The sequence below is a fragment of the Janthinobacterium sp. 17J80-10 genome, assembly GCF_004114795.1.
GTDB lineage: Bacteria > Pseudomonadota > Gammaproteobacteria > Burkholderiales > Burkholderiaceae_D > Paucimonas.
Map to the genome: position 1 here is coordinate 3,843,285 of NZ_CP035311.1, position 20,041 is coordinate 3,863,325.

Consider the following 20,041-nt stretch of genomic DNA (forward strand, 5'->3'; position numbering starts at 1 on the left):
GAAAGGGTGCTGGATTGGACTCGTTCCCGCCCAAAGGATTCGATTTTATTCCAGCCCCTGCAGGCTGCCCTGATTAATCCCAGAGTTCGCCGCTGGGATTGGTGCGCGGCGCAGTGGCGCCGAAGTGCGCATAGGCGGCCGGGGTCGCGATGCGCCCGCGCGGCGTGCGCTGCAGAAAGCCTTGCTGGATCAGGTAAGGTTCCAGCACATCCTCGATGGTGTCGCGCTCTTCGCCGATGGCTGCGGCCAGGTTATCCAGACCCACCGGGCCGCCGCCGAACTTGAACAGGACTGCTTCGAGCAGCTTGCGGTCCATCAAGTCGAAACCGACCGGATCGACATCCAGCATTTTCAGTGCGGCATCGGCCATTGCCTGGGTAATTTCACCTGTGCCCTTGACCTCGGCGTAGTCGCGCACGCGGCGCAGCAAGCGGTTGGCGATACGCGGCGTGCCGCGGCTGCGGCGGGCGATTTCAAGTGCGCCGGCATCCTGGATGGGCGCGTTCAGCAAGGCCGAACTGCGGCTGACGATGCGGGCGAGTTGCTCGGGCGTATAGAATTCCAGGCGCGCGACGATGCCGAAACGGTCGCGCAGCGGATTGGTCAGCATGCCCGCGCGAGTGGTGGCGCCCACCAGGGTGAACGGTTGCAGGTCAAGCCGCACCGAGCGCGCTGCCGGCCCTTCGCCGATCATGATATCGATCTGGTAATCCTCCAGCGCCGGATAAAGGATTTCCTCGACGACAGGCGACAGGCGGTGAATTTCATCGATGAACAGCACATCGTTGGCTTCAAGGTTGGTCAGCAGCGCCGCCAGGTCGCCGGCGCGTTCGAGCACGGGGCCGGAGGTCTGGCGCAGGTTGACGCCCATTTCACGCGCAATGATGTGCGCCAGCGTGGTCTTGCCCAAACCGGGCGGGCCGAACAGCAGGGTGTGGTCGAGCGCTTCGCGGCGCTTCCGTGCTGCACTGATGAAGATTTCCAGCTGGTCACGGATTTTTTCCTGGCCGACGTATTCATCCAGGTGCTTCGGCCGCAAGGCGCGTTCGAGCGCTTCCTCGTTGGGCGAGACGGGCGTCGCCGCAATGATGCGTTGCTCCGTGAAATTATCGGTCTGGATCGTCATGTCACCCCTTCGACAAGGCTTTCAGTGCCAGCTTGATGCCTTCGGAAACGCCCGTGCCGGCCGGAACCTGTTTCAGCGCCAGCACGGCTTCTTTTTCCGAATAGCCCAGCGCCAGCAAGGCATTCATGATATCGCTGCCGGCATCGCCCTGCGCTGCCGCGCCGGCGGCGCCCAGGTCGGCGCCCAGCTTGCCCTTTAACTCCAGCAACAGGCGCTCCGCCGTTTTCTTGCCAATGCCCGGCACCCGCGTCAGGCGGCCGGATTCCTGCAGGGTGATGGCCTGCACCAGGTCGGCGACCGACATGCCCGACAGGATCGCCAGGGCGGTGCGCGCGCCGACGCCGGAAATCTTGATCAATTCCTTGAAAACATTGCGTTCCTCGGCACTGGCAAAGCCATACAGCAGGTGCGCATCTTCACGCACGGCCAGGTGGGTCAGCAGCACCACTTTTTCGCCCAGGGCAGGCAAATTGTAGAAGGTGCTCATCGGTACGCCGACTTCGTAACCGACGCCATGACAATCGATCAGTAACTGAGGTGGATTTTTCTCAAGCAAGATTCCAGAAAGACGGCCTATCATATCGCTCTATTTTGCAGTAAATTGCATCCATCATACAGGACAACGAGTCAGTCCCATGCGCATTTCCGCCCATTCCACGCCGCACCGGCACTGGCAAATGTTACCTGCGAGAATCGGTATCTTGCTGGGGATTCTGTGGGCCTTGCCACTGACGCTGCTGGGCGCCTTGCTGCTGATGCTGCCGACTTTATTGCTGCGCGGCCGGATCGACGTGGTCATGCGCCCGACCCCGGCGCTGCTGGTGCGCGGCCCGCTGGCCGACCGCATGCTGGAAGGCCATCCTTTCGGCGCCATGTGCGCCATGGCGATCGGCCATATCGTCATCGCACAGCGACAAGGCCTTACCGCGCGCATCCTTACCCATGAACTGGCCCATGTCAGGCAAGCGGCGCACTGGGGCTTTGCCTTTCCGGTGGTCTACCTCGCGGCAAGCATCTGGGCATTCCTGCATGGCGAGGATGCTTACTGGAATAATTGTTTCGAAGTCGCTGCACGTCGCGCAGAACAGGAAAACTAGTTTCCTGCGTCAGCCGACCAGGCGTCCGCCACGCACCCGCAAGCCGCGCCTGGCCAGCGCCGGCGCCAAGCCGCCAAGCACCTCCAGCACATCGCTGTTATTGGCATGGCAGATCGCCACGCCGAGCGCATCGGCGGCATCGGGTCCGGGCGCGCCCGGCAATTGCAGCAGGCGCTGCACCATATCCTGCACCTGCACCTTCTGCGCCTTGCCATGCCCGACCACGGCCTTCTTGACTTGCAGCGCGGTGTATTCCGCCACCAGCAGGTCGGCCGCCACCAGCGCGCAAATGGCAGCGCCACGCGCCTGCCCGAGCAGGAGCGTCGATTGCGGATTGACGTTGACGAAGACTTTCTCGATCGCCGCGCAGTCGGGGCGATAGGTCTGCACCACTTCACCCAGGCTGGCGAGAATGGTTTTCAGGCGCTGCGGCAAGTCGGCATCCGGCGTCCGGATGGTGCCGGAGGCGATGTAGGTAAGCTTGTTGCCCTGCTTGTGGATCACGCCGAAACCGGTGATCCGCAAGCCAGGGTCGATGCCGAGAATTTTCATATTGCCTGCCCCGGCGCGCGCCGGGGCGAACCCTGCCTCGATCAGTGACGGAAATGGCGGGTGCCGGTATACAGCATCACCACGCCGCGCTCATCTGCTGCGTCGATGACTTCCTGGTCGCGCATGGAGCCGCCCGGATGGATGACGCAGGTCGCACCCGCATCGACCACCACATCGAGGCCGTCGCGGAACGGGAAGAACGCATCCGACGCCACCGCCGAACCCACCAGCGACAGGTTGGCATTGTGCGCCTTGATCGAGGCGATGCGGGCGGAATCGATGCGGCTCATCTGGCCGGCGCCAACGCCCAGCGTCATGCCATTGCCGCAGAAGACGATGGCATTCGACTTGACGAACTTGGCCACGCGCCAGGCGAACATCAGGTCTTGCAATTGCTGCGGGGTCGGCTGCTTCTTGCTCACCACGCGCAATTCCGCCGGCAAGACATTCTTGGCATCGGGCGACTGCACCAGCAAGCCGCCGCCGACGCGCTTGAAGTCATACTGGTTGATGCCCTTGCCGAGCGGGATTTCCAGCAGGCGCACATTGGCCTTGGCGGCGAAAATGTGCTTCGCCTCGGCGCTGAACGAAGGCGCGATCAGCACTTCGACGAACTGCTTGGCAATCGCTTCGGCGGTAAAGCCGTCGAGTTCGCAATTGAAGGCAATGATGCCGCCAAAGGCCGAGGTCGGGTCGGTTTGCAGCGCCTTGCTGTAGGCTTCCAGCGGGAAGGTGCCGACGGCCACGCCGCAGGGATTGGCATGCTTGACGATCACGCAGGCAGTGGCGTCGAAGGTTTTCACGCATTCCCAGGCCGCGTCGGCATCGGCGATATTGTTGTACGACAGTTCCTTGCCCTGCAACTGGACATAGTTGGCCAGCGCGCCGGCCACCGGCTGCGCGTCGCGGTAAAAGGCTGCGGACTGGTGCGGGTTTTCACCGTAACGCATTTCCTGCACTTTCAGGAATTGCTGGTTCAGCGTCGCCGGATAAGGGCTACGGGTGGCGTGCGCCTTGTCGGCGCCGAGCGCCGTGAAGTAATTGGTGATGGCGCCGTCGTATGCCGCGGTATGGGCAAAGACTTTCTTGGCCAGGTCAAACTTGGTCTCATAGCTGACTTCGCCGGCGCCAGCCTTCAGCTCGCCCAGCACGCGGGTGTAGTCGGCGGGGTCGCAGATCACCACCACGTCCTTGTGGTTCTTGGCCGAGGAGCGCAGCATGGCCGGGCCGCCGATATCGATATTCTCGATGGCGTCTTCCAGCGTGCACTGGTCTTTCGCCACGGTTTGCTGGAACGGGTACAGGTTGACCACCACCATGTCGATGGTCGGTATGCCGTGCTGGGCGAGTGCCGCCTGGTGTTCCGGGAAATCGCGGCGCGCCAGGATGCCGCCATGCACCTTGGGGTGCAGGGTCTTGACGCGGCCATCCAGCATTTCCGGGAAACCCGTGTAATCGGCCACTTCGGTGACAGCCAGGCCATTGTCGGCCAGGAGCTTGGCCGTGCCGCCGGTGGACAGGAGCTTGACGCCCATGGCCGAGAGTTCACGCGCAAATTCGAGGACACCAGTCTTGTCGGAGACGGAGAGGAGAGCTTGTTTGATCATGATTGCACTTCAATGGATTGGAAATTTTTAAAGCAGGCCGTGCTGCTGCAACTTCTTGCGCAGCGTATTGCGGTTAATGCCCAGCATTTCGGCCGCCTGCGACTGGTTGCCCTCGGCGCGCGCCATCACCGCCTCAAGAACGGGTTTTTCAACGGTGAATACCACCATCTCATAGACGTTCGTCGGTTGCTGTTCGCCCAGGTCCTTGAAATATTTCTCCAGGCTTTTCCTGACGACGTCTTGTATATTATCTTTGCTCATTATGTACAGATCGAAAATTCGCCACCGCCGCTCAAGCGACAAGCCGGTCGGCAGCCAGGCCATATTGTAACCGCTCGCCATACCCCAATTGCTGCTCAAAAAATGCATCCAGCGCCGCGAGCTGGTCGGGGCACTGGTCCAGCAGGTTCATGCGGCGGCGGAATTCTTCCCCTCCCGGCAGCTCGCGCACATACCAGCCGATGTGCTTGCGCGCCGTGCGCACGCCCAGGTAGTCGCCATAAAACGCATAGTGCGCCTGCAGGTGCTCGGCCATCACCCGCCGCGCTTCAGCCACCGTCGGCGCCGGCAGATAGGCGCCGGTCTGCAGGTAATGGGCGATTTCACGAAAAATCCACGGCCGCCCCTGTGCCGCGCGGCCAATCATCACGGCGTCGGCACCGGTTGCGTCCAGCACGTATTTCGCCTTTTCCGGCGTATCGATATCGCCATTGGCCACCACGGGAATGGCCACGGCCGCCTTGACGGCGGCAATCGTCTCGTACTCCGCCTCGCCGCTGTAGCCGTCGGCGCGCGTGCGGCCATGCAGCGTCAGCATGGCGATGCCGCTGTCTTCGGCCATGCGGGCAATCGTCAGGGCATTCTTGTTGGCACGGTCCCAGCCGGTACGAAATTTCAGGGTCACGGGCACATCGACCGCGCCGACAACCGCCTGCAGGATGTCGCGCACCAGTTGCTCGTCCTGCAACAGCGCCGAGCCGCACCAGTTGTTGCACACCTTCTTGACCGGGCAGCCCATGTTGATATCGATGATCTGGGCGCCGCGCGCGACATTGTGGCGGGCGCACTCGGCCAGCATGGCCGGGTCGGCGCCGGCGATCTGCACCGCCTTGGGCTCCATTTCGCCATCATGGTTGGTGCGGCGCGCGCTTTTCTCGGATTGCCACAGGCGCGGGTTGGACGCTGCCATCTCGGAAACCGCATAGCCGGCCCCCAGCTCTTTGCACAATTGCCGGAATGGCCGGTCGGTCACCCCCGCCATGGGGGCGACAAAGACATTGTTGCGCAATGAATAAGGGCCGATGTTCACGACAGGGGGATGGGCGAAGGGGAATCCGCTATTTTATCCTCAAAACGCCGGCTTTCCGCTTGCTTTCGGCATCGGCGCCCAAACTTGCAACGCCGCCCTGCCTTTCCCGGCCCCTCAGCCGCGGTCCACCTCATCCAGCGCATCCTGCTGCAAATGCGCGACATCGCCCCATGCCAGCACCCGCAAGGTATTGCCATTCCAGTGCAAACGATTGATGCTGGCATTACGGATATCGAAGTCGCGCGGCGCAGACCAGCCGAGTCCCCGGGCTTCCCGGCAGATGCATTCCAGCACGCCGCCGTGCGATACCACGGCAATACGCCGCAACTGGTGGGCGACGGCCAATCCCACGACTGCGCCGACCGCGCGCGCGGCAAATTCACGCAAGGTCTCGGCGACTTGAGCGCCCGCCGGCAAAACGGCATCAAGTTCGCGCCCCCGCCACGCCGCGTACTCACGCGGATACCGTTCCTCGATATCAGCATGGCGCAAACCTTCGAACGCGCCATAGCAGCGCTCGCGCAATCCCGGCTCGATCTGTACTTCGAGAGCACGCCCGGCGGCGATCGCCTGGGCGGTTTGCCGCGCGCGCCCGAGGTCGCTGGAAAAAATCGCATCCAGGGTTTCACCGCGCAAGGCGTGCCCCAGCGCCTGCGCCTGGCGCACGCCCTCGGCGTTCAGTGCAATATCCAGATGCCCCTGCAGGCGGCGCTCGGTATTCCAGTCGGTTTCGCCGTGCCGGATCAATAAAATTTCTGTCATGCAGTTCACTTCACCAGGGCGGGATTCAGGGAATAGGTGCCGGTCCATTGCGCCTGCGCCAGGATGTGTCCGGCCATTGCGGCACGCACCTGGGCACCCGAAAACTTGCCCTCGACCGGCAGCCGCTCGACATCCAGCGCAAACAGGGTGAAGACGTAGCGATGCGCGATGGCATCGTTCCAGGGCGGGCACGGGCCATCGTAACCGCAATAATCGCCCGCCATATCCGGGTCGCCGGCAAACCAGCCGGTATAGTCATTAAGGCCATGCCGCGCCTGCGCAAACGCAGGATTGCCGATCTGCGGCCCCGACTTGCCGCGCGGCGTCACCCCACTGCTGGCAGTACCCGCCTCGATGGCCGTCAGGTGCGCCGGCAAATCGACCAGCACCCAATGGAAAAAATCCACGCGCGGCAGGTCGGCCGGCACCGTGCGCCCTTCCTGGTTGACATCGTCGCCGCGCGAAGGCACATCCGGATCGTGGCAGACCAGCACCAGCGAACGGGTGCCGCCTGGCAATTCGCTCCACGCCAGATGCGGGTTCTTATTCGCCGACAAAGTGACATGCGTCGCCGGGTCGATCACGCAAAAGGCGAATTCGCCAGGAATGACGGCGCCGTCCTGAAAGGAATTGCTCCAGAATTTCATGCGGGGCTCCTGAATTGGGAAGGCCTTGAAGGCTTGTTTTCAAAAAACAACCATACCAAAAATTTGCGTGCGGGGTTTTGCGCCATGCGGTCTAGCGGGAAGATTTACAAAATTCAACTGCTCGAAAAATGCGCGACAAACCGTCGCAGCCCGCCGGTCTCAGCGTACCGGCGGCACCTGCAGCCAGAAGGTCACGGGGCCGTCGTTGACCAGCGCCACCTGCATGTGCGCGCCGAACTGCCCGGTTCGCACCCGGTCTTGCCCAAGCCGTTGCTGCGCCTGGCGCACCGCGTAATCGAACAGACGTCGCCCGTCTTCCGGCGCGGCGGCCGGGGTGAATGACGGGCGCGTGCCGGAACGGGTGTCGGCAGCCAGGGTAAATTGCGGCACCAGCAGCAAGCCGCCGCCCACATCGGCCAGGCTGCGGTTCATGCGGCCGGCGTCGTCATTGAACACGCGGTAAGCCGAAAGCTTGGCCAGCAAGGCATCGGCTTCCTTTTCGCTGTCGCCGCGCTCGGCGCACAGCAATACCAGCAGGCCGGCGCCAATCGCGCCGACAAGCTCGCCGTCGACGCTGACACTGGCTTGCGCCACGCGTTGCAGCAAAGCGATCATGCCGCCTGCCTTACGCCAGCGTGACGCGGGCGAACTTGCGTTTGCCGACCTGGACCACAAAGGTTCCCACATCCACCTTCAAGCCCTTGTCGCTGACAGCGGCGCCATCGATGCGCACGCCGCCCTGCTCGACCATGCGCAAGGCTTCCGAAGTTGAAGCGCACAGGTTGGCTTGCTTTAACAACTGCCCAATGCCCAGCGGGGCGCCGGCCAGGCGCACTTCCGGGATCTCGTCGGGAATGCCGCCTTTTGCCCGATTGTCGAAATCGGCCAGGGCATCGGCTGCCGCCTGCGCCGAATGGAAGCGCGTGACGATTTCCTGCGCCAGCAGCACCTTGATGTCGCGCGGATTGCGCCCTTCTTCCGTCGACTTCTTGAATGCGGCGATTTCTTCCAGCGGCCGGAACGACAGCAATTCGTAATAGCGCCACATCATCGTGTCGGAAATACTCATCACCTTGGCAAACATGGTATTGGCCGGCTCGGTGATGCCAATGTAGTTGCCCTTGGACTTGGACATCTTTTCCACGCCATCCAGGCCTTCCAAGAGCGGCATGGTCAGGATGCACTGCGGTTCCTGGCCGCTTTCCTTTTGCAGCTCGCGGCCCACCAGCAAATTGAATTTCTGGTCGGTGCCGCCGAGTTCCAGGTCCGAACGCAGCGCCACCGAGTCGTAGCCCTGCATCAGCGGATACAGCAATTCATGCACCGAGATCGGCGTGCCGGCCTTCAGGCGCTTGGTGAAATCGTCGCGCTCGAGGATGCGCGCCACCGTGTATTTGGCCGCCAGCTGGATCATGCCGGCCGCGCCCAGCGCGTCACACCATTCGGAGTTGTAGCGGATCTCGGTGCGGTCCTTGTCGAGCACCAGGCTGGCTTGGGCGAAGTAGGTGCGGGCATTTTGCTCGATCTGCTCGCGGGTCAGCGGCGGCCGCGTGATATTGCGCCCGGAAGGATCGCCAATCATCGAGGTGAAATCGCCGATCAGGAAAATCACCTGGTGGCCGAGGTCTTGCAGCTGACGCAGCTTGTTCAGCACCACCGTATGGCCGAGATGCAAGTCAGGCGCGGTCGGGTCGAGGCCCAGCTTGATGCGCAAGGGCTTGCCCGTCTGCTCGGCGCGCACCAGTTTCTGGATGTATTCAGATTCGATGAGCAATTCGTCAATGCCGCGCTTGGTCACCGCCAATGCTTGCTTTACAGCATCAGATAATGCTGGCGTTTGCTGCACTGCAGCAGAATCTTTCATTTCCTTATTACTCATCAATTTCAAATTTTCAGTCATCGGTATAAAGTTTGCTTGAGTATCTTCCCTCGGTCGGTATAATTACCGATCCGCTCAACATTGCCGTTAATCAATAAAAGCAAAAACCAGGGAAAGAAAAACGGTTGATTTTAACTGATTGCATGTTCTCTAGAGATAAATTGATCGACCTTGGCGCACGAGGGAAGGCACTGTTCGGTGTCACCCGCAAGTCGCGCGTCGTGTCTTATTCGGCCCTATTCCTCGCCCTGTGCGCCTTTGGCGCGGCAGGCGTGGCGCCCATGGCGCCCGATGCCGCCGACCTGCCGGTGAAAACCGTTGCGCTCGAACTTGCCCTGCCCGACCTGCAAAGCCAGATCGCGGCGCAAGCCGAGAGCACCGCCTATTACGTTCGCGAAGAGAAGGTCCGTCCCGGCGACAGCCTGGCCACCCTGCTCAAACGCCTGGGCGTGGACGATGCCGCCGCTGCCGAATTCATCAAGAATGACCATGCCGCCTACCAGGTGCTGCAGCTCAAGCCGGGCAAGCAGGTGCAGGTCCAGACCGATGCCGATGGCGAACTGCAATGGCTGCGAACCACCCTGGGCAATGGCCGCGACGCCGCCTCGAACCTGCTGATCGAGCGCGACGGCGCGCACTTCAAGGCAAAACAAACACCCGCGGCACTGGAACAGCGTGTCGAAATGCGCAGCGGCGAAATCCGCTCCTCGCTGTTTGCGGCCACCGACCAGGCACTGATCCCGGACAACGTGGCGCTGCAAATCGTCGAGATGTTTTCCACCGATATTGACTTTGCCTCGGACCTGCGCCGTGGCGACCGTTTCAATGTGGTGTATGAAACGCTCTGGCAAAACGGCGAATATGTCCGGGCTGGACGCGTGCTGGCGGCCGAATTCGTCAACGGCGGCCGCTCGTACCAGGCAGTCTGGTTTGAAGACCCCGCCAGCGGCCAGGGCGGCGGCTATTTTGGTTTCGACGGCAAGTCCCTGAAAAAGGCGTTCCTGAAGTCGCCCCTGGAGTTTTCACGGATTTCCTCCGGGTTTTCGATGCGCAAGCATCCGATTTCGGGCAAATGGAAAGCGCACAAAGGCGTTGACTTCGCCGCCGTCACCGGCACCCCGATCCGTGCCGCAGCCGATGGCGTGGTGCACTTTGCCGGCGTCCAGGGTGGCTATGGCAATGTCGTGGAAATCAAGCACTGGAGTAATTATTCCACCGCCTACGCCCACATGAGCCGCTTCGCCAGCGGCTTGCGCAAAGGAATGAAAGTCAGCCAGGGACAATTGATCGGCTATGTCGGCAGCACCGGCTGGTCCACCGGGCCGCACCTGCACTACGAATTCCGCGTCAGCAACGAAGCACGCGATCCCCTGAAGGTCGACATGCCCACGGCCCAGCCGCTGGCCGGCGGTCAGCTGCAGCGCTTCCGCGGCGTCACATCGGACATGCTGCACCGCTTCGCCCTGCTGAACCCGCAAGACCAGAATACCCGCCTGGCGTCGGCCAAATAATTCGCCTGTGGCATCGCGGCCACGGCCGCGGCAAACCGTTCGTGCTGCAAGGCTTGTAGAATCAAGCCTTCACGAACGGTTTTTTTATGCCCGCACAACTATCCTCCCCGCCCCTCTATATCGGCCTGATGTCCGGCACCAGCCTCGACGGTGTCGATGGCGTACTCACGGCGTTTCCAGACAATTACCGTGGCGGACCGGTCCAGACCCTGGCCAGCGCCTATATCGGCTTCCCGCCTGAACTGCGGCGCGACATGCTGGCGCTGCAGGCGGCCGGAGAAGATGAAATCCACCGCGAAGCGCTGCTCGCCAATGCGCTCGCAGGCTACTATGCCGATTGCGTGTCCAGTCTGCTGGCACAAGCCGATGCCAGGCCAGGCCAGATCACCGCCATCGGCGCCCATGGCCAGACCATCCGCCATCGCCCGGAACTTGGCTATACCCGCCAGACCAATAACCCGGCACTGCTGGCCGAACTGACCGGGATTGACGTGGTTGCCGACATCCGCAGCCGCGATATCGCCGCCGGCGGCCAGGGTGCGCCACTGGTACCGGCGTTCCACCAGGCTGTCTTTGCCGCCCCGCACGGCACGCGGGTGGTCGCCAATATCGGCGGCATCAGCAACATCAGCGTATTGCCGGCAACGGATGCGGCTGTGGCGGCAACAGCGCCTGCGGTAACCGGTTTCGACACTGGCCCCGGCAATGTCCTCATGGATGCCTGGATCAGCCGGCACCGGGGCCAGGCTTATGACAGCAATGGCGACTGGGCAGCCAGCGGCAAGGCGCTGCCAGTGCTGCTGGAAGTCTTGCGCGAGGAAGCTTTTTTCAGGATGGCGCCACCGAAAAGTACCGGGCGGGACCTTTTCCATCTGCCCTGGCTGCAGCAAAAGCTGGCGACGGCCGGCATTACGGCAGCGGCCAGCCGTGCCGAAGATGTGCAAGCGACATTGGCGGCATTCACTGCTTCCACGCTGGCTGATGCCATCGTCGCGCACGCGCCCCAGGCGGAGTCTGTGTATGTCTGTGGTGGCGGAGCCTACAATGCTCACCTCATGCGGCAATTGCAAAACGCCCTGGCGCAACACGACACCGGCATCACTGTCGATTCCACCACGGCATTGGGGATTTCCCCCAACCATGTCGAAGCACTGGCCTTTGCCTGGCTGGCACAACGCTTCTGCCTGCGGCTGCCAGGCAACCTGCCGGCAGTGACAGGCGCCCGCGGCGAGCGGATCCTGGGCGCCCTCTATCCTGCCTGAATCCTGCCGTTAGCAGCTCGCAACTACTGACGCCGGCTCAGCCACAAAATTGCAGGCGCAAAAAAAGCGCAGACTCGTCTGCGCTTTTTTCAGGAACCGGAAAAATCAGGCGGAGAACGACGAACCGCAGCCGCACGTACTGGTAGCACCCGGATTCTTGATGACGAATTGCGCGCCTTCCAGGTCATCCTTGTAATCGATTTCGGCGCCCACCAGGTACTGGTAGCTCATCGAATCGATCAGCAGCTGCACGCCATTCTTGGTCATGGTGGTGTCGTCTTCGTTGACGATTTCATCGAAGGTGAAACCGTACTGGAACCCCGAGCAGCCTCCGCCTTGCACGAATACACGCAATTTGAGGTCAGGATTGCCTTCTTCCTCGATCAACTGCGCAACCTTGGAGGCGGCGCTGTCGGTAAAGATAATGGGGGCGGGCATTTCGGTGATGGCATTCATGGATAGCTCCTACTGAAAACAATACGACAGATATAGCATTATAACCCGATATAAATGCTCAGGTATTCGACCCGATCAGCTTGGTCGGCGCTGCCAGCTTCAAGATCGGCTCTTCCACCTGGTCATGCGTCAGTTTGCCCGATACGAGCGCGCCGCCATGCATTTCCAGGGCCTTGTAATTGACGTCACCGGTAATGCGCGCCTTCGGCTGCAATTCCAGCAACTCGCTGCAATAGACCGGCCCATTGATCTGGCCATTGACCACCAGGTGCGCCGCACGGACCTCGCCTTCGATCACGGCATGTTCGGAGATCACCAGCATGCTGGGGAGGGTGGGGTCGGCGATCACATTCCCACGAACATTGCCATCGATACGCAAACCGCCCTTGAAATGCAGGTCGCCCTCGATCCTGGTGGCTAAACCGATGAGGCTGTCGATGGTGCTTTTGCTTTTGCTGCCAAACATGATGGCACTCCTTTGACAATTTTTACAACTTGGCCGACTGTTGCGCGCGCAACTGGCCTTTTTCGAGAATACGTGCCTGCACGGTTTGCACAATTGCGCCTTCCGGCAAGTTCAGCGTACCTTCCATGCGTTGATAATGCTGAAAGGCAAGCTTGAATCGCTCCCCGTCCCCAGTTTTGGCATCGGGAAAAATGATCATAGCACTTTTCCCTTCACGTACAACGCTCACTGCCAATTGCAAGTTTCCAACAAATTCGCGTCCACCTTTACCGCCTTGCATCACTAACAAGCGATATTTCAGTTGATTTGGCGCAATGGATTCCACTGCCAGGCGCTGGATCGAGATTCCTGCCGCACCAGTGCTGGCAGGCAATAAACGTTCGAAAAAGGCCAGGTCTTCCTTCAGGCGGGCATTTTCGGCCAACAGATTTTTGACTTGCGCCGCCATTTGCTGCTGCGCGGTGCGTTCGATCTGCAACTGGCTTTCCGCGGCGTCCACGCCACCTGAAAAGCGGTCCCGCTCGGTAGTGGCCTGGGCGAGACGCTCGTGCAGGTCGCTGACTTGCGCCGGACTGATGGTATTGCCGCGTCCGGTCAGATTGCGCCCCAGGTCATAGGTCGCTAACGCAATCGCCCCGGCCATACCGAGCACAATAGCCACCAGCAACAAGCGCAAGGGCCAGGGCAGGTGATGACGAATGCTGACACGCGGCGCGGCGACCGACAGGCGCCGCCGCCACAGCTTCAGCCGCAGCGACGGGCCAAACAGGTTTTTCAAACTCATGTATTTGCTACGCGCCGCTTAAGGCAATACGGGCACGTGTGCCAGGCCAGCTTTTTCTTCCAGGCCAAACATGATATTCATGCATTGCACGCCTTGGCCCGCCGCGCCCTTGACGAGATTGTCTTCGACCACCAGGATCACAAGTAAATCGCCGCCGCCCGGACGGTGCACGGCAACGCGCAGCATGTTCGAAGCCCGCACCGAGCGGGTTTCAGGGTGGCTGCCGGCGGGCATCACATCGACGAAACGCTCCCCCTTGAAATGGTTTTCGTACAAGGCCTGGAAATCGGTATCGCGCGCTTCCGGCAGGATCGTCGCATACAGGGTCGAATGGATGCCGCGGATCATTGGCACCAGGTGCGGCACGAACGTCAGGCCGACCTTGCGTTGAGCGATTGCCTGCAAGCCCTGCACGGTTTCCGGCAAATGGCGATGGCCCTTGACGCCGTAAGCCTTGAAATTGTCGGCAGCCTCCGCCAGGAGGGTGGAAATCTCGGCCTTGCGGCCAGCCCCCGATACGCCGGACTTGCAATCGGCAATCAGCGCGGCTTCATTGACCAGGGGCTTGCCCTGCGCCAGCAGCGGCGCAAAACCCAATTGCATGGAAGTGGGATAGCAACCCGGCAAGCCGATCAGGCGTGCCGCCTTAATTGCCGCACGATTAACTTCCGGCAAGCCATACACGGCTTCCTCCAGCAAGTCCGGGCAGGAATGCGGCATGCCATACCATCTTTCAAATTCCGCCGTGTCTTTGAGGCGGAAATCCGCCGCCAGGTCGATCACCTTGACACCGGCCGCCAGCAATTCAGGCGCCTGCGCCATGGCGACGCCGTGCGGGGTGGCGAAAAACACCACGTCGCATTCCGTCAGCTTTGCCTTTTCCGGCGATGAAAAAGCCAGCGACACATGACCGCGCAGTGAAGGAAACATGTCAGCCACCGGCAAACCATCTTCCTTGCGCGACGTGATGGCGGCCAGTTCCACATCCGGATGTGCTGCCAGGATGCGCAGCAATTCCACACCGGTGTAGCCGGTACCACCGACAATGCCAACCTTGATCATAGCTTCCTCACTTTTTAACAAGCCCGTATTTTACGGGAAGTCCGCTGCACGGGCATGACCGGATTGTTACAAGCCGTATCCATCCCGACCGCCGGCCGCGCGCTTTGCCACCTCGGAAATCAGGTGCGTTTCCTTACCCAGAACTGGTACATCCCGGCGAAAATTGCCGGATTTTCTTCTTCCACTGTATCCCAGTTGGCCAGAGAATCACAGGCCGGGTTGTCCGGAAAACGCGCCAGGTAGCGGTTTCGGGTTTCCGGATTAGAAAATTCAAAGCCAAGGAATTCCAGCCCGAGCGCATCCAGGCAATCCCGAATTTCCAGCGGCGAATACACATGCTCCTGGACATGGAAGATCAGGTCGCGGCACGCACTGGTGCTGTAAAAATCCGGACTGATGGCGATCACGCCAATATCGATGCCGGCCTCGCCCTGCATGACGTCGCGCCGGAAGCGGCTGATGCCCTCGCGGGTGGCGGGATAATCTTTTTCGGCCACCAGTTGCCGCAGGGCGCTTACTTCCCGCCGCGCGCGCCGGCTGTACAGGCCGATATTCATATAGCCGTCCGGCCGCAGCAAGCCGGTCAGCACGCGCCAGCCGGCGAGCGGATCGCGCATGTGATGCAAGACGCCGCTGCAGACAATCAGGTCGAACCGGCGCTCGAGCGCACCCAGCTCCAGGATATCGCCGTGGCGGAAATCGATATCGGTCACGCCGAATTCGCGCGTGGCACGCATGGCATACGCCAGGCTGGTCTTGCTGATGTCGACGGCGAGGATACCCGCATGCGCGAAGGATTGCGCAACCTGGAAGGCGTCACTGCCGGTGCCGCAGCCGGCCACAAGAATGTCCGGTGCGGCAGGCAACTGTGCCGTGATATCGCGGTGGGGCAAGCGCTGCCGCAGTGCCTCGTCCAGGGGCAAACCGACACCCGCCACACCGCGCCTTTTCCAGCGCGGATAGGGATTTTCCTCGTACTGCTGGCGCACTGCCTGCGACACTGCGTCGGCCACGCCTGTCAGGCCAGGAATCTCCGCCTTCAACGCATCTTCCTGCAACGGCTGACCCAGTTGCCGCTCTAGCAAGGCCTGCACATGGGCCTGAGCCCAGTCCGCCGGCTTGATCCAGGCTGCAAAGGGTTGCCGATACAGGGGTTGATAACAGCCGGCCAGCGCCAGCATGATTGCAGGCACTGGCTGCGACTGGCCGAAGGCGGCCTCCAGGTGATCGGTAAGCGCGGCAATGTGCGCTTCTTCCACTGCCGTAATGGTGTAAATGTATTCGTTAGCGAAGCACTGCAAGGCAAGGCCGCAGGCAAAGCGTTCCACCACAGGCGCTGCCTCAGCTTGCGGCGTGCGCAGCAATGCCGCAAGCAGGGCTTGGCGGACCAGCGCCAGCAATCGTTCCAGGCGGTAGTCGGTGATCAGCGCCTGCTCCAGCAGTGCCAGCAACAGCGGCATTGCCAGCAGCGGTTGCAAGCTGCCATCCGCCACGGCGGCCTCGATCTGCGTACGGCCATTTTCGGCATCGGCAGCAACCAACAGAAAGCCCTGCGCCAGCGGGTCTGCGCACACCATCGCGGTGGCAAGGCGCTCCAGCTTCTGCGGATCCAGCACCTGCTGGCTGAAAGCGTGCAACAGCAACTCCGGATCCACTAGATTCAGCGCCTCGTCGCTCAGCAATTCCAGGATGCTGGCATAGAGGGACCAGTTTCTCGCCATGCCGGGCTGGATTTTCAGCAGCCGCTGACAGCACAACAAGGCTTTCTTGAGTTCGCCCTGGCCTTGCAGTAGCCGGCCCAGTGCAAGCAGTGCATCTGGATATTCGGGCATGAACGTCAGGGCCTGCTGGAATGACGCGACTGCAGCATCCAGCTTGCCTTGCGCATGCAGGCTGAGTCCCAGGTTGTAATGCGCCTGCGCATAGCCTGGCTTGAGCGCAAGTGCCTGGCTGTAGCAAGCCACGGCATTGTCATGCTGCCCCATGGCGCGCCAAGCTTCGCCCAAGTTGGCATGCGCTTCGGCATATTCCGGCTGCAGCGTGAGCGCCTGACCGATCAAGCCTGCCGCCTCGGCGTGCCTGCCAGTCTGGTGGTGCAGGACGCCCGACAGGTGCAAGGCATCGGCGTTGCCCGGATCGAGCGCCAGGACTTGCCGGTAGATTGGCTCTGCCTGCGCAAAGCGGCCAGCCTGGTGGTATTCCAGTGCAGCCTGCAGTGCATGGGGGATGCCGGCGACGCCGGATAACCCGCCTGCGCCGCCAGGCGCCGCCATTGACTGGCGCTGGGCACAGCATTGCTTGTATTTTTTGCCGCTGCCGCAATAGCAGGGATCGTTGCGACCGATATTGTTCAAGTGGATTCCACGGGAATGGTTTGCCTGGATGGGCGCAGAGGGGCGCGCCGCTCAATTGCAAGGCCGGCGCAAAATGCAGTGGCGGCCATCGCTATTGTAGCGCGTCGCTGCCGGGAAGGATAAGGCGGACAGTGGCCGCGGAAATGAAAAACGGGCGCCGAAGCGCCCGTTTCTTGTCAAACTACGACAATCGCATGTCAGGGCAAAGCCCTGGACAATTAGAAGGTGTGTTTCACGCCCAGTGCGAAGGTCGAAGCGGTTTCGCCAGCCAACAGGCCCGAACCGGTGAACGAAGTACCTGCCAGGAACGGCTGGTAGATGCCACGTGCATCGTTGTCCAGACGGCTGTAGAACACGCCGACGTTGGTGCGCTTGGACAGGGCGTGGTCGTAGCCCAGGGTGTACATCTTGGCGCCAGTGTTGGCGCCAGCGACGGCTGCCAGACCAGCGTGGCCGAGGGACAGATCGCCAGCCTTGGTGACGCTAGCCAGGATGGTGCTGTTGCCGAAAGCGTAGCTGACAGGGATCGACCATGCGGTACGGGACGAATCGCCGCCGCCGACTGCTTCACGCTTTGCGCGGTCAGCGATCAGGCCGACCTTGAAGCCGCCGAACTTGTACGAACCGGTGAAACGCAGTTGCGAGTCATCGGTTGCGCCAGCTGCACGGCCTTCAGCGGTGAAGTCACGGTATGCCAGGCTCAGGGACAGCGGGCCATTGTTGTAGCCGCCTTGCAGGTAGTATTCACGGCCGTCGTTGTACTGGTTACCACCGCCGATGACGCCTTCTGCGCCAGCCGAAGCGGTCGACACGCCAAACGCGCCGTTAAAGCCGCTGATGACCGGAGTACGGTAGGTGATCGAGTTGACGCGACGGGTGATGTCCAGATAGCCACCGCCTTGGTTCATGATCGAGTAGGTAGCGGTCATGCTGGTAGGCATGGAAACCAGGTTACCCGAAGCGGACACGAATTCAGCAGCCAGACCTTGGACCGACATCCAGGAATGCTTACCAACGGTCACTTGACCGAAGCCGCCCTTGAGGCCGACGAAGGTGTCGCCATCAGCCAGGCCAGCGCCGGTTGCGCCGCCGGTCGATTGACGCTGGTCGGTGTTGAAACGGTTTTCAACGTAGAACAGTGCGGACAGGCCGCCACCCAGATCTTCGGTGCCGGTCAGCCAGAAACGCGAATTGTAGTCGTCATCGACGCGCAGTTCGTTGTTGGCAACGCGAGCGGTGCTGCTGACTTTGTAGCTCTTCAGGTTAGCCTGAACCACGCCGCCGATGGAAACGTTGGTTTGAGCTTGTGCGCCGGTAGCGAAAGCGCCCAGAACTGCGAGAGCGAGTAGCGATTTTTTCATTAAAATTTCTCCGAGAGTTGTGAAGCTAAAGTTATTTTCCTGCATCCAGCAAGGCCACTAGTGGAAACGTCCCTGCCGGCACTTCTAATCCCATTGGTCAAGAAGCTATGTGCCATTTCATCAAAATACGGATGCCAGGGCAAAGCAATTTTGGCTTTTATGGCAATATGACGAGAGTTGTGTCGCTTTGCTGCAACAATTCATTTCCAATTGATAAGTCTCTGATAACGCAAGTTGAAAAGGTGTCAACAAAATGAGCGCGCTGGATAAATTCATTATTGGCCTGGATGGCGCACTGCGAACCGTGGCCGGCCTCAGCGCCGCCGGCCGCCCGAACCCTTCGCGGGGATTGGCTGAAAATGAACTTGATGTGACTGAACGCCGCCATAGCGCTGGACTGATGCGCGTAAACCATGTGGGTGAAGTGTGCGCCCAGGCACTTTATGCATCGCAAGGCATGCTTGCCAAAAATGAAACAGTGCGCCAACAACTTGCCCATTCACAACAAGAAGAAGAGGATCACCTGGCCTGGACGGCGCAGCGGTTGCGCGAACTGGATTCACGCCCGAGCCTGCTGAACCCCGTATGGTATGCCGGCGCCTTCACCATCGGCATGGTCGCCGCACGCCTGGGCGATGCCCGCAGCCTGGGCTTCGTCGTGGAGACTGAGCGCCAGGTCGAAGCCCACCTGAACGACCACCTGGATCGCCTGCCGGCCCAGGACATCAAGTCGCGCGCGATCGTCGAGCAAATGCGCCAGGACGAGATAGCCCATGGCGCAGCAGCCAATAACCTGGGGGCAACCCACCTGCCGGCGCCCGTGCGCCTGGCCATGCGTGGCATGGCCAAGGTGATGACATCGACCGCGTATTACCTGTAATTGTGCGTGTCAGGCCGATTCTGAAGGCGCATTATCGTCGACGATCTCGAAGGTATGCGTCATTTCGGCCGTTTTTTCCAGCATGATCGATGCAGAACAGTATTTTTCATGCGATAACTTGATGGCGCGCTCGACCAGGTTTGCTTTGAGGTTGCGGCCCCGGACGATGAAATGAAAGTTAATCCGGGTGAAGACTTTCGGATCCTTCTCGGCGCGCTCGGATTGCAAGGTAACATCGCAGCCGCGAATATCCTGGTGGCTTTTACGCAAGATGAGCACGACGTCGTACGCCGTACATCCTCCCGTGCCTGCCAGCACCAATTCCATCGGGCGCGGGGCCAGATTGCGGCCACCGCCGTCGGGCGCCCCATCCATTGCCACCACATGGCCGGAGCCGGTTTCCGCCAAGAAGGTCATCCCGGACAATCCGGTCCAGCGTACTGTGCATTCCATGATCAATCCACTCCTCAATAAAGTGCCCTTATTGTAACTGTTCTCACAAGCAGCACCGCGACGGCACCCCGCTTGCCAGCTGTCGCAGGGAAGCGAAAAACAACTCTCCCGTGGGAAATTTGCTACACCGCAGCAATAAAAAAATTATTTCAAAAACCTACAAATCATTGAATTTAAATGACAATTTAAATATCACATCAAAAATATCGCACTCGCCCAGCAAAAAGACAGAGAATTTTCTTGCGATGCACAATTCGCTTTACTATACTGGTTTTTATCGATTGTTGATGTTTATGCAAAACAGATGCAATCACGCTTTGTCTCCTCCACCCTTCTCCTTTGGTGTGGATTTCAGCCCGAGGCTTCATCGCTTCGGGTTTTTTTATGCCTGTCAAAAAATCCGTTACGGCATGAGATTTGACGCCAAGCCTTTGAAAAGGCTATAATTTTCGGTTCTTCCATTTGCTCAGGAA

21 protein-coding genes are annotated in these 20,041 nt (G+C 60.6%); 4 read left to right on the forward strand and 17 right to left on the reverse strand.

Translation table 11 applies throughout. From position 1 onward, the window contains the following. Positions 1-73: 73 nt before the first annotated feature. Both ruvB and ruvA read right to left on the reverse strand, forming a co-directional pair. Positions 74-1,126, reverse strand: coding sequence for a Holliday junction branch migration DNA helicase RuvB (gene ruvB / locus EKL02_RS17135; RefSeq protein WP_128903162.1), 1,053 nt, complete (start codon positions 1,124-1,126; stop codon positions 74-76). Between the two features lies 1 nt (position 1,127). After that, entirely contained in the window at positions 1,128-1,706 is a 579-nt protein-coding gene (gene ruvA, locus EKL02_RS17140; RefSeq protein ID WP_128903163.1) for a Holliday junction branch migration protein RuvA, read from the reverse strand. A 55-nt stretch (positions 1,707-1,761) separates the two neighbouring features. On the opposite strand from ruvA, the gene EKL02_RS17145 reads away from it, so the two are divergent. Beyond that, positions 1,762-2,223, forward strand: a complete 462-nt coding sequence (locus EKL02_RS17145) for a hypothetical protein (protein WP_128903164.1) — start codon at positions 1,762-1,764, stop codon at positions 2,221-2,223. A gap of 9 nt (positions 2,224-2,232) precedes the next feature. Here EKL02_RS17145 and ruvC read toward each other — a convergent pair whose 3' ends face one another. From ruvC to tyrS, 8 genes are all read right to left on the reverse strand, one after another. Beyond that, entirely contained in the window at positions 2,233-2,775 is a 543-nt protein-coding gene (gene ruvC / locus EKL02_RS17150) for a crossover junction endodeoxyribonuclease RuvC (protein ID WP_128903165.1), read from the reverse strand. A gap of 41 nt (positions 2,776-2,816) precedes the next feature. Further along, on the reverse strand, positions 2,817-4,382 hold the full coding sequence (gene purH / locus EKL02_RS17155; protein WP_128903166.1) for a bifunctional phosphoribosylaminoimidazolecarboxamide formyltransferase/IMP cyclohydrolase: 1,566 nt from the start codon (positions 4,380-4,382) through the stop codon (positions 2,817-2,819). 27 nt (positions 4,383-4,409) lie between these two features. After that, entirely contained in the window at positions 4,410-4,643 is a 234-nt protein-coding gene (locus EKL02_RS17160; RefSeq protein WP_128903167.1) for a Fis family transcriptional regulator, read from the reverse strand. Positions 4,644-4,674: 31 nt separating this feature from the next. After that, positions 4,675-5,691 (reverse strand): tRNA dihydrouridine synthase DusB, encoded by a 1,017-nt coding sequence (gene dusB / locus EKL02_RS17165; RefSeq protein ID WP_128903168.1) that lies wholly within the window; start codon positions 5,689-5,691, stop codon positions 4,675-4,677. A gap of 114 nt (positions 5,692-5,805) precedes the next feature. Beyond that, a complete protein-coding gene (locus EKL02_RS17170) occupies positions 5,806-6,453 on the reverse strand; it encodes a histidine phosphatase family protein (protein ID WP_128903169.1) in 648 nt (215 codons plus the stop codon). A 5-nt stretch (positions 6,454-6,458) separates the two neighbouring features. Beyond that, a complete protein-coding gene (locus EKL02_RS17175) occupies positions 6,459-7,100 on the reverse strand; it encodes a YbhB/YbcL family Raf kinase inhibitor-like protein (RefSeq protein WP_128903170.1) in 642 nt (213 codons plus the stop codon). A 159-nt stretch (positions 7,101-7,259) separates the two neighbouring features. Beyond that, on the reverse strand, positions 7,260-7,715 hold the full coding sequence (gene dtd / locus EKL02_RS17180) for a D-aminoacyl-tRNA deacylase (protein ID WP_128903171.1): 456 nt from the start codon (positions 7,713-7,715) through the stop codon (positions 7,260-7,262). 10 nt (positions 7,716-7,725) lie between these two features. Next, positions 7,726-8,964: a tyrosine--tRNA ligase gene (tyrS, locus tag EKL02_RS17185; protein ID WP_206732420.1), complete on the reverse strand. Its 1,239-nt coding sequence runs from the start codon at positions 8,962-8,964 to the stop codon at positions 7,726-7,728. Positions 8,965-9,122: 158 nt separating this feature from the next. On the opposite strand from tyrS, the gene EKL02_RS17190 reads away from it, so the two are divergent. Together EKL02_RS17190 and EKL02_RS17195 are read left to right on the forward strand one after the other, a co-directional pair. After that, complete coding sequence (locus EKL02_RS17190) at positions 9,123-10,490, forward strand: M23 family metallopeptidase (RefSeq protein WP_128903173.1); 1,368 nt, start codon at positions 9,123-9,125, stop codon at positions 10,488-10,490. 86 nt (positions 10,491-10,576) lie between these two features. Then, on the forward strand, positions 10,577-11,752 hold the full coding sequence (locus EKL02_RS17195) for an anhydro-N-acetylmuramic acid kinase (RefSeq protein WP_128903174.1): 1,176 nt from the start codon (positions 10,577-10,579) through the stop codon (positions 11,750-11,752). 105 nt (positions 11,753-11,857) lie between these two features. On the opposite strand, the gene erpA is transcribed toward EKL02_RS17195, so the two are convergent. The 6 genes from erpA to EKL02_RS17225 form a co-directional block, all read right to left on the reverse strand. After that, on the reverse strand, positions 11,858-12,208 hold the full coding sequence (erpA, locus tag EKL02_RS17200) for an iron-sulfur cluster insertion protein ErpA (protein ID WP_128903175.1): 351 nt from the start codon (positions 12,206-12,208) through the stop codon (positions 11,858-11,860). A gap of 58 nt (positions 12,209-12,266) precedes the next feature. Continuing rightward, the gene (locus EKL02_RS17205) at positions 12,267-12,674 is read right to left on the reverse strand and encodes a polymer-forming cytoskeletal protein (protein ID WP_128903176.1); all 408 of its coding nucleotides are present in this window, start codon (positions 12,672-12,674) and stop codon (positions 12,267-12,269) included. A gap of 22 nt (positions 12,675-12,696) precedes the next feature. Next, positions 12,697-13,452, reverse strand: a complete 756-nt coding sequence (locus tag EKL02_RS17210; protein ID WP_241687752.1) for a DUF6776 family protein — start codon at positions 13,450-13,452, stop codon at positions 12,697-12,699. Between the two features lie 24 nt (positions 13,453-13,476). Next, positions 13,477-14,520 carry an N-acetyl-gamma-glutamyl-phosphate reductase gene (gene argC / locus EKL02_RS17215; RefSeq protein ID WP_128903177.1) on the reverse strand — a complete coding sequence of 348 codons (1,044 nt, stop codon included), beginning with the start codon at positions 14,518-14,520 and terminating at the stop codon, positions 13,477-13,479. Positions 14,521-14,639: 119 nt separating this feature from the next. Then, positions 14,640-16,874, reverse strand: coding sequence for a tetratricopeptide repeat protein (locus EKL02_RS17220; RefSeq protein ID WP_128903178.1), 2,235 nt, complete (start codon positions 16,872-16,874; stop codon positions 14,640-14,642). Positions 16,875-17,092: 218 nt separating this feature from the next. Continuing rightward, positions 17,093-18,235, reverse strand: a complete 1,143-nt coding sequence (locus EKL02_RS17225; RefSeq protein ID WP_164932060.1) for a porin — start codon at positions 18,233-18,235, stop codon at positions 17,093-17,095. A 253-nt stretch (positions 18,236-18,488) separates the two neighbouring features. Between EKL02_RS17225 and coq7 the strand changes: the two genes are divergently transcribed. After that, positions 18,489-19,115 (forward strand): 2-polyprenyl-3-methyl-6-methoxy-1,4-benzoquinone monooxygenase, encoded by a 627-nt coding sequence (gene coq7, locus EKL02_RS17230; RefSeq protein ID WP_128903180.1) that lies wholly within the window; start codon positions 18,489-18,491, stop codon positions 19,113-19,115. 9 nt (positions 19,116-19,124) lie between these two features. On the opposite strand, the gene EKL02_RS17235 is transcribed toward coq7, so the two are convergent. Next, positions 19,125-19,568: an OsmC family protein gene (locus EKL02_RS17235; protein WP_128903181.1), complete on the reverse strand. Its 444-nt coding sequence runs from the start codon at positions 19,566-19,568 to the stop codon at positions 19,125-19,127. Between the last annotated feature and the right edge of the window lie 473 nt (positions 19,569-20,041).

Bases quoted from the DNA above. Each gene is read 5' to 3' on its own strand.
- EKL02_RS17160 (WP_128903167.1), bottom strand. From the start codon at position 4,643: ATGAGCAAAGATAATATACAAGACGTCGTCAGGAAAAGCCTGGAGAAA.
- EKL02_RS17190 (WP_128903173.1), top strand. From the start codon at position 9,123: ATGTTCTCTAGAGATAAATTGATCGACCTTGGCGCACGAGGGAAGGCA.
- EKL02_RS17175 (WP_128903170.1), bottom strand. From the start codon at position 7,100: ATGAAATTCTGGAGCAATTCCTTTCAGGACGGCGCCGTCATTCCTGGC.
- EKL02_RS17205 (WP_128903176.1), bottom strand. From the start codon at position 12,674: ATGTTTGGCAGCAAAAGCAAAAGCACCATCGACAGCCTCATCGGTTTA.
- purH (WP_128903166.1), bottom strand. From the start codon at position 4,382: ATGATCAAACAAGCTCTCCTCTCCGTCTCCGACAAGACTGGTGTCCTC.
- argC (WP_128903177.1), bottom strand. From the start codon at position 14,520: ATGATCAAGGTTGGCATTGTCGGTGGTACCGGCTACACCGGTGTGGAA.
- dtd (WP_128903171.1), bottom strand. From the start codon at position 7,715: ATGATCGCTTTGCTGCAACGCGTGGCGCAAGCCAGTGTCAGCGTCGAC.
- ruvB (WP_128903162.1), bottom strand. From the start codon at position 1,126: ATGACGATCCAGACCGATAATTTCACGGAGCAACGCATCATTGCGGCG.
- coq7 (WP_128903180.1), top strand. From the start codon at position 18,489: ATGAGCGCGCTGGATAAATTCATTATTGGCCTGGATGGCGCACTGCGA.
- EKL02_RS17225 (WP_164932060.1), bottom strand. From the start codon at position 18,235: ATGAAAAAATCGCTACTCGCTCTCGCAGTTCTGGGCGCTTTCGCTACC.
- EKL02_RS17235 (WP_128903181.1), bottom strand. From the start codon at position 19,568: ATGGAATGCACAGTACGCTGGACCGGATTGTCCGGGATGACCTTCTTG.
- EKL02_RS17170 (WP_128903169.1), bottom strand. From the start codon at position 6,453: ATGACAGAAATTTTATTGATCCGGCACGGCGAAACCGACTGGAATACC.
- EKL02_RS17195 (WP_128903174.1), top strand. From the start codon at position 10,577: ATGCCCGCACAACTATCCTCCCCGCCCCTCTATATCGGCCTGATGTCC.
- tyrS (WP_206732420.1), bottom strand. From the start codon at position 8,964: ATGAAAGATTCTGCTGCAGTGCAGCAAACGCCAGCATTATCTGATGCT.
- erpA (WP_128903175.1), bottom strand. From the start codon at position 12,208: ATGAATGCCATCACCGAAATGCCCGCCCCCATTATCTTTACCGACAGC.
- ruvA (WP_128903163.1), bottom strand. From the start codon at position 1,706: ATGATAGGCCGTCTTTCTGGAATCTTGCTTGAGAAAAATCCACCTCAG.
- EKL02_RS17145 (WP_128903164.1), top strand. From the start codon at position 1,762: ATGCGCATTTCCGCCCATTCCACGCCGCACCGGCACTGGCAAATGTTA.
- ruvC (WP_128903165.1), bottom strand. From the start codon at position 2,775: ATGAAAATTCTCGGCATCGACCCTGGCTTGCGGATCACCGGTTTCGGC.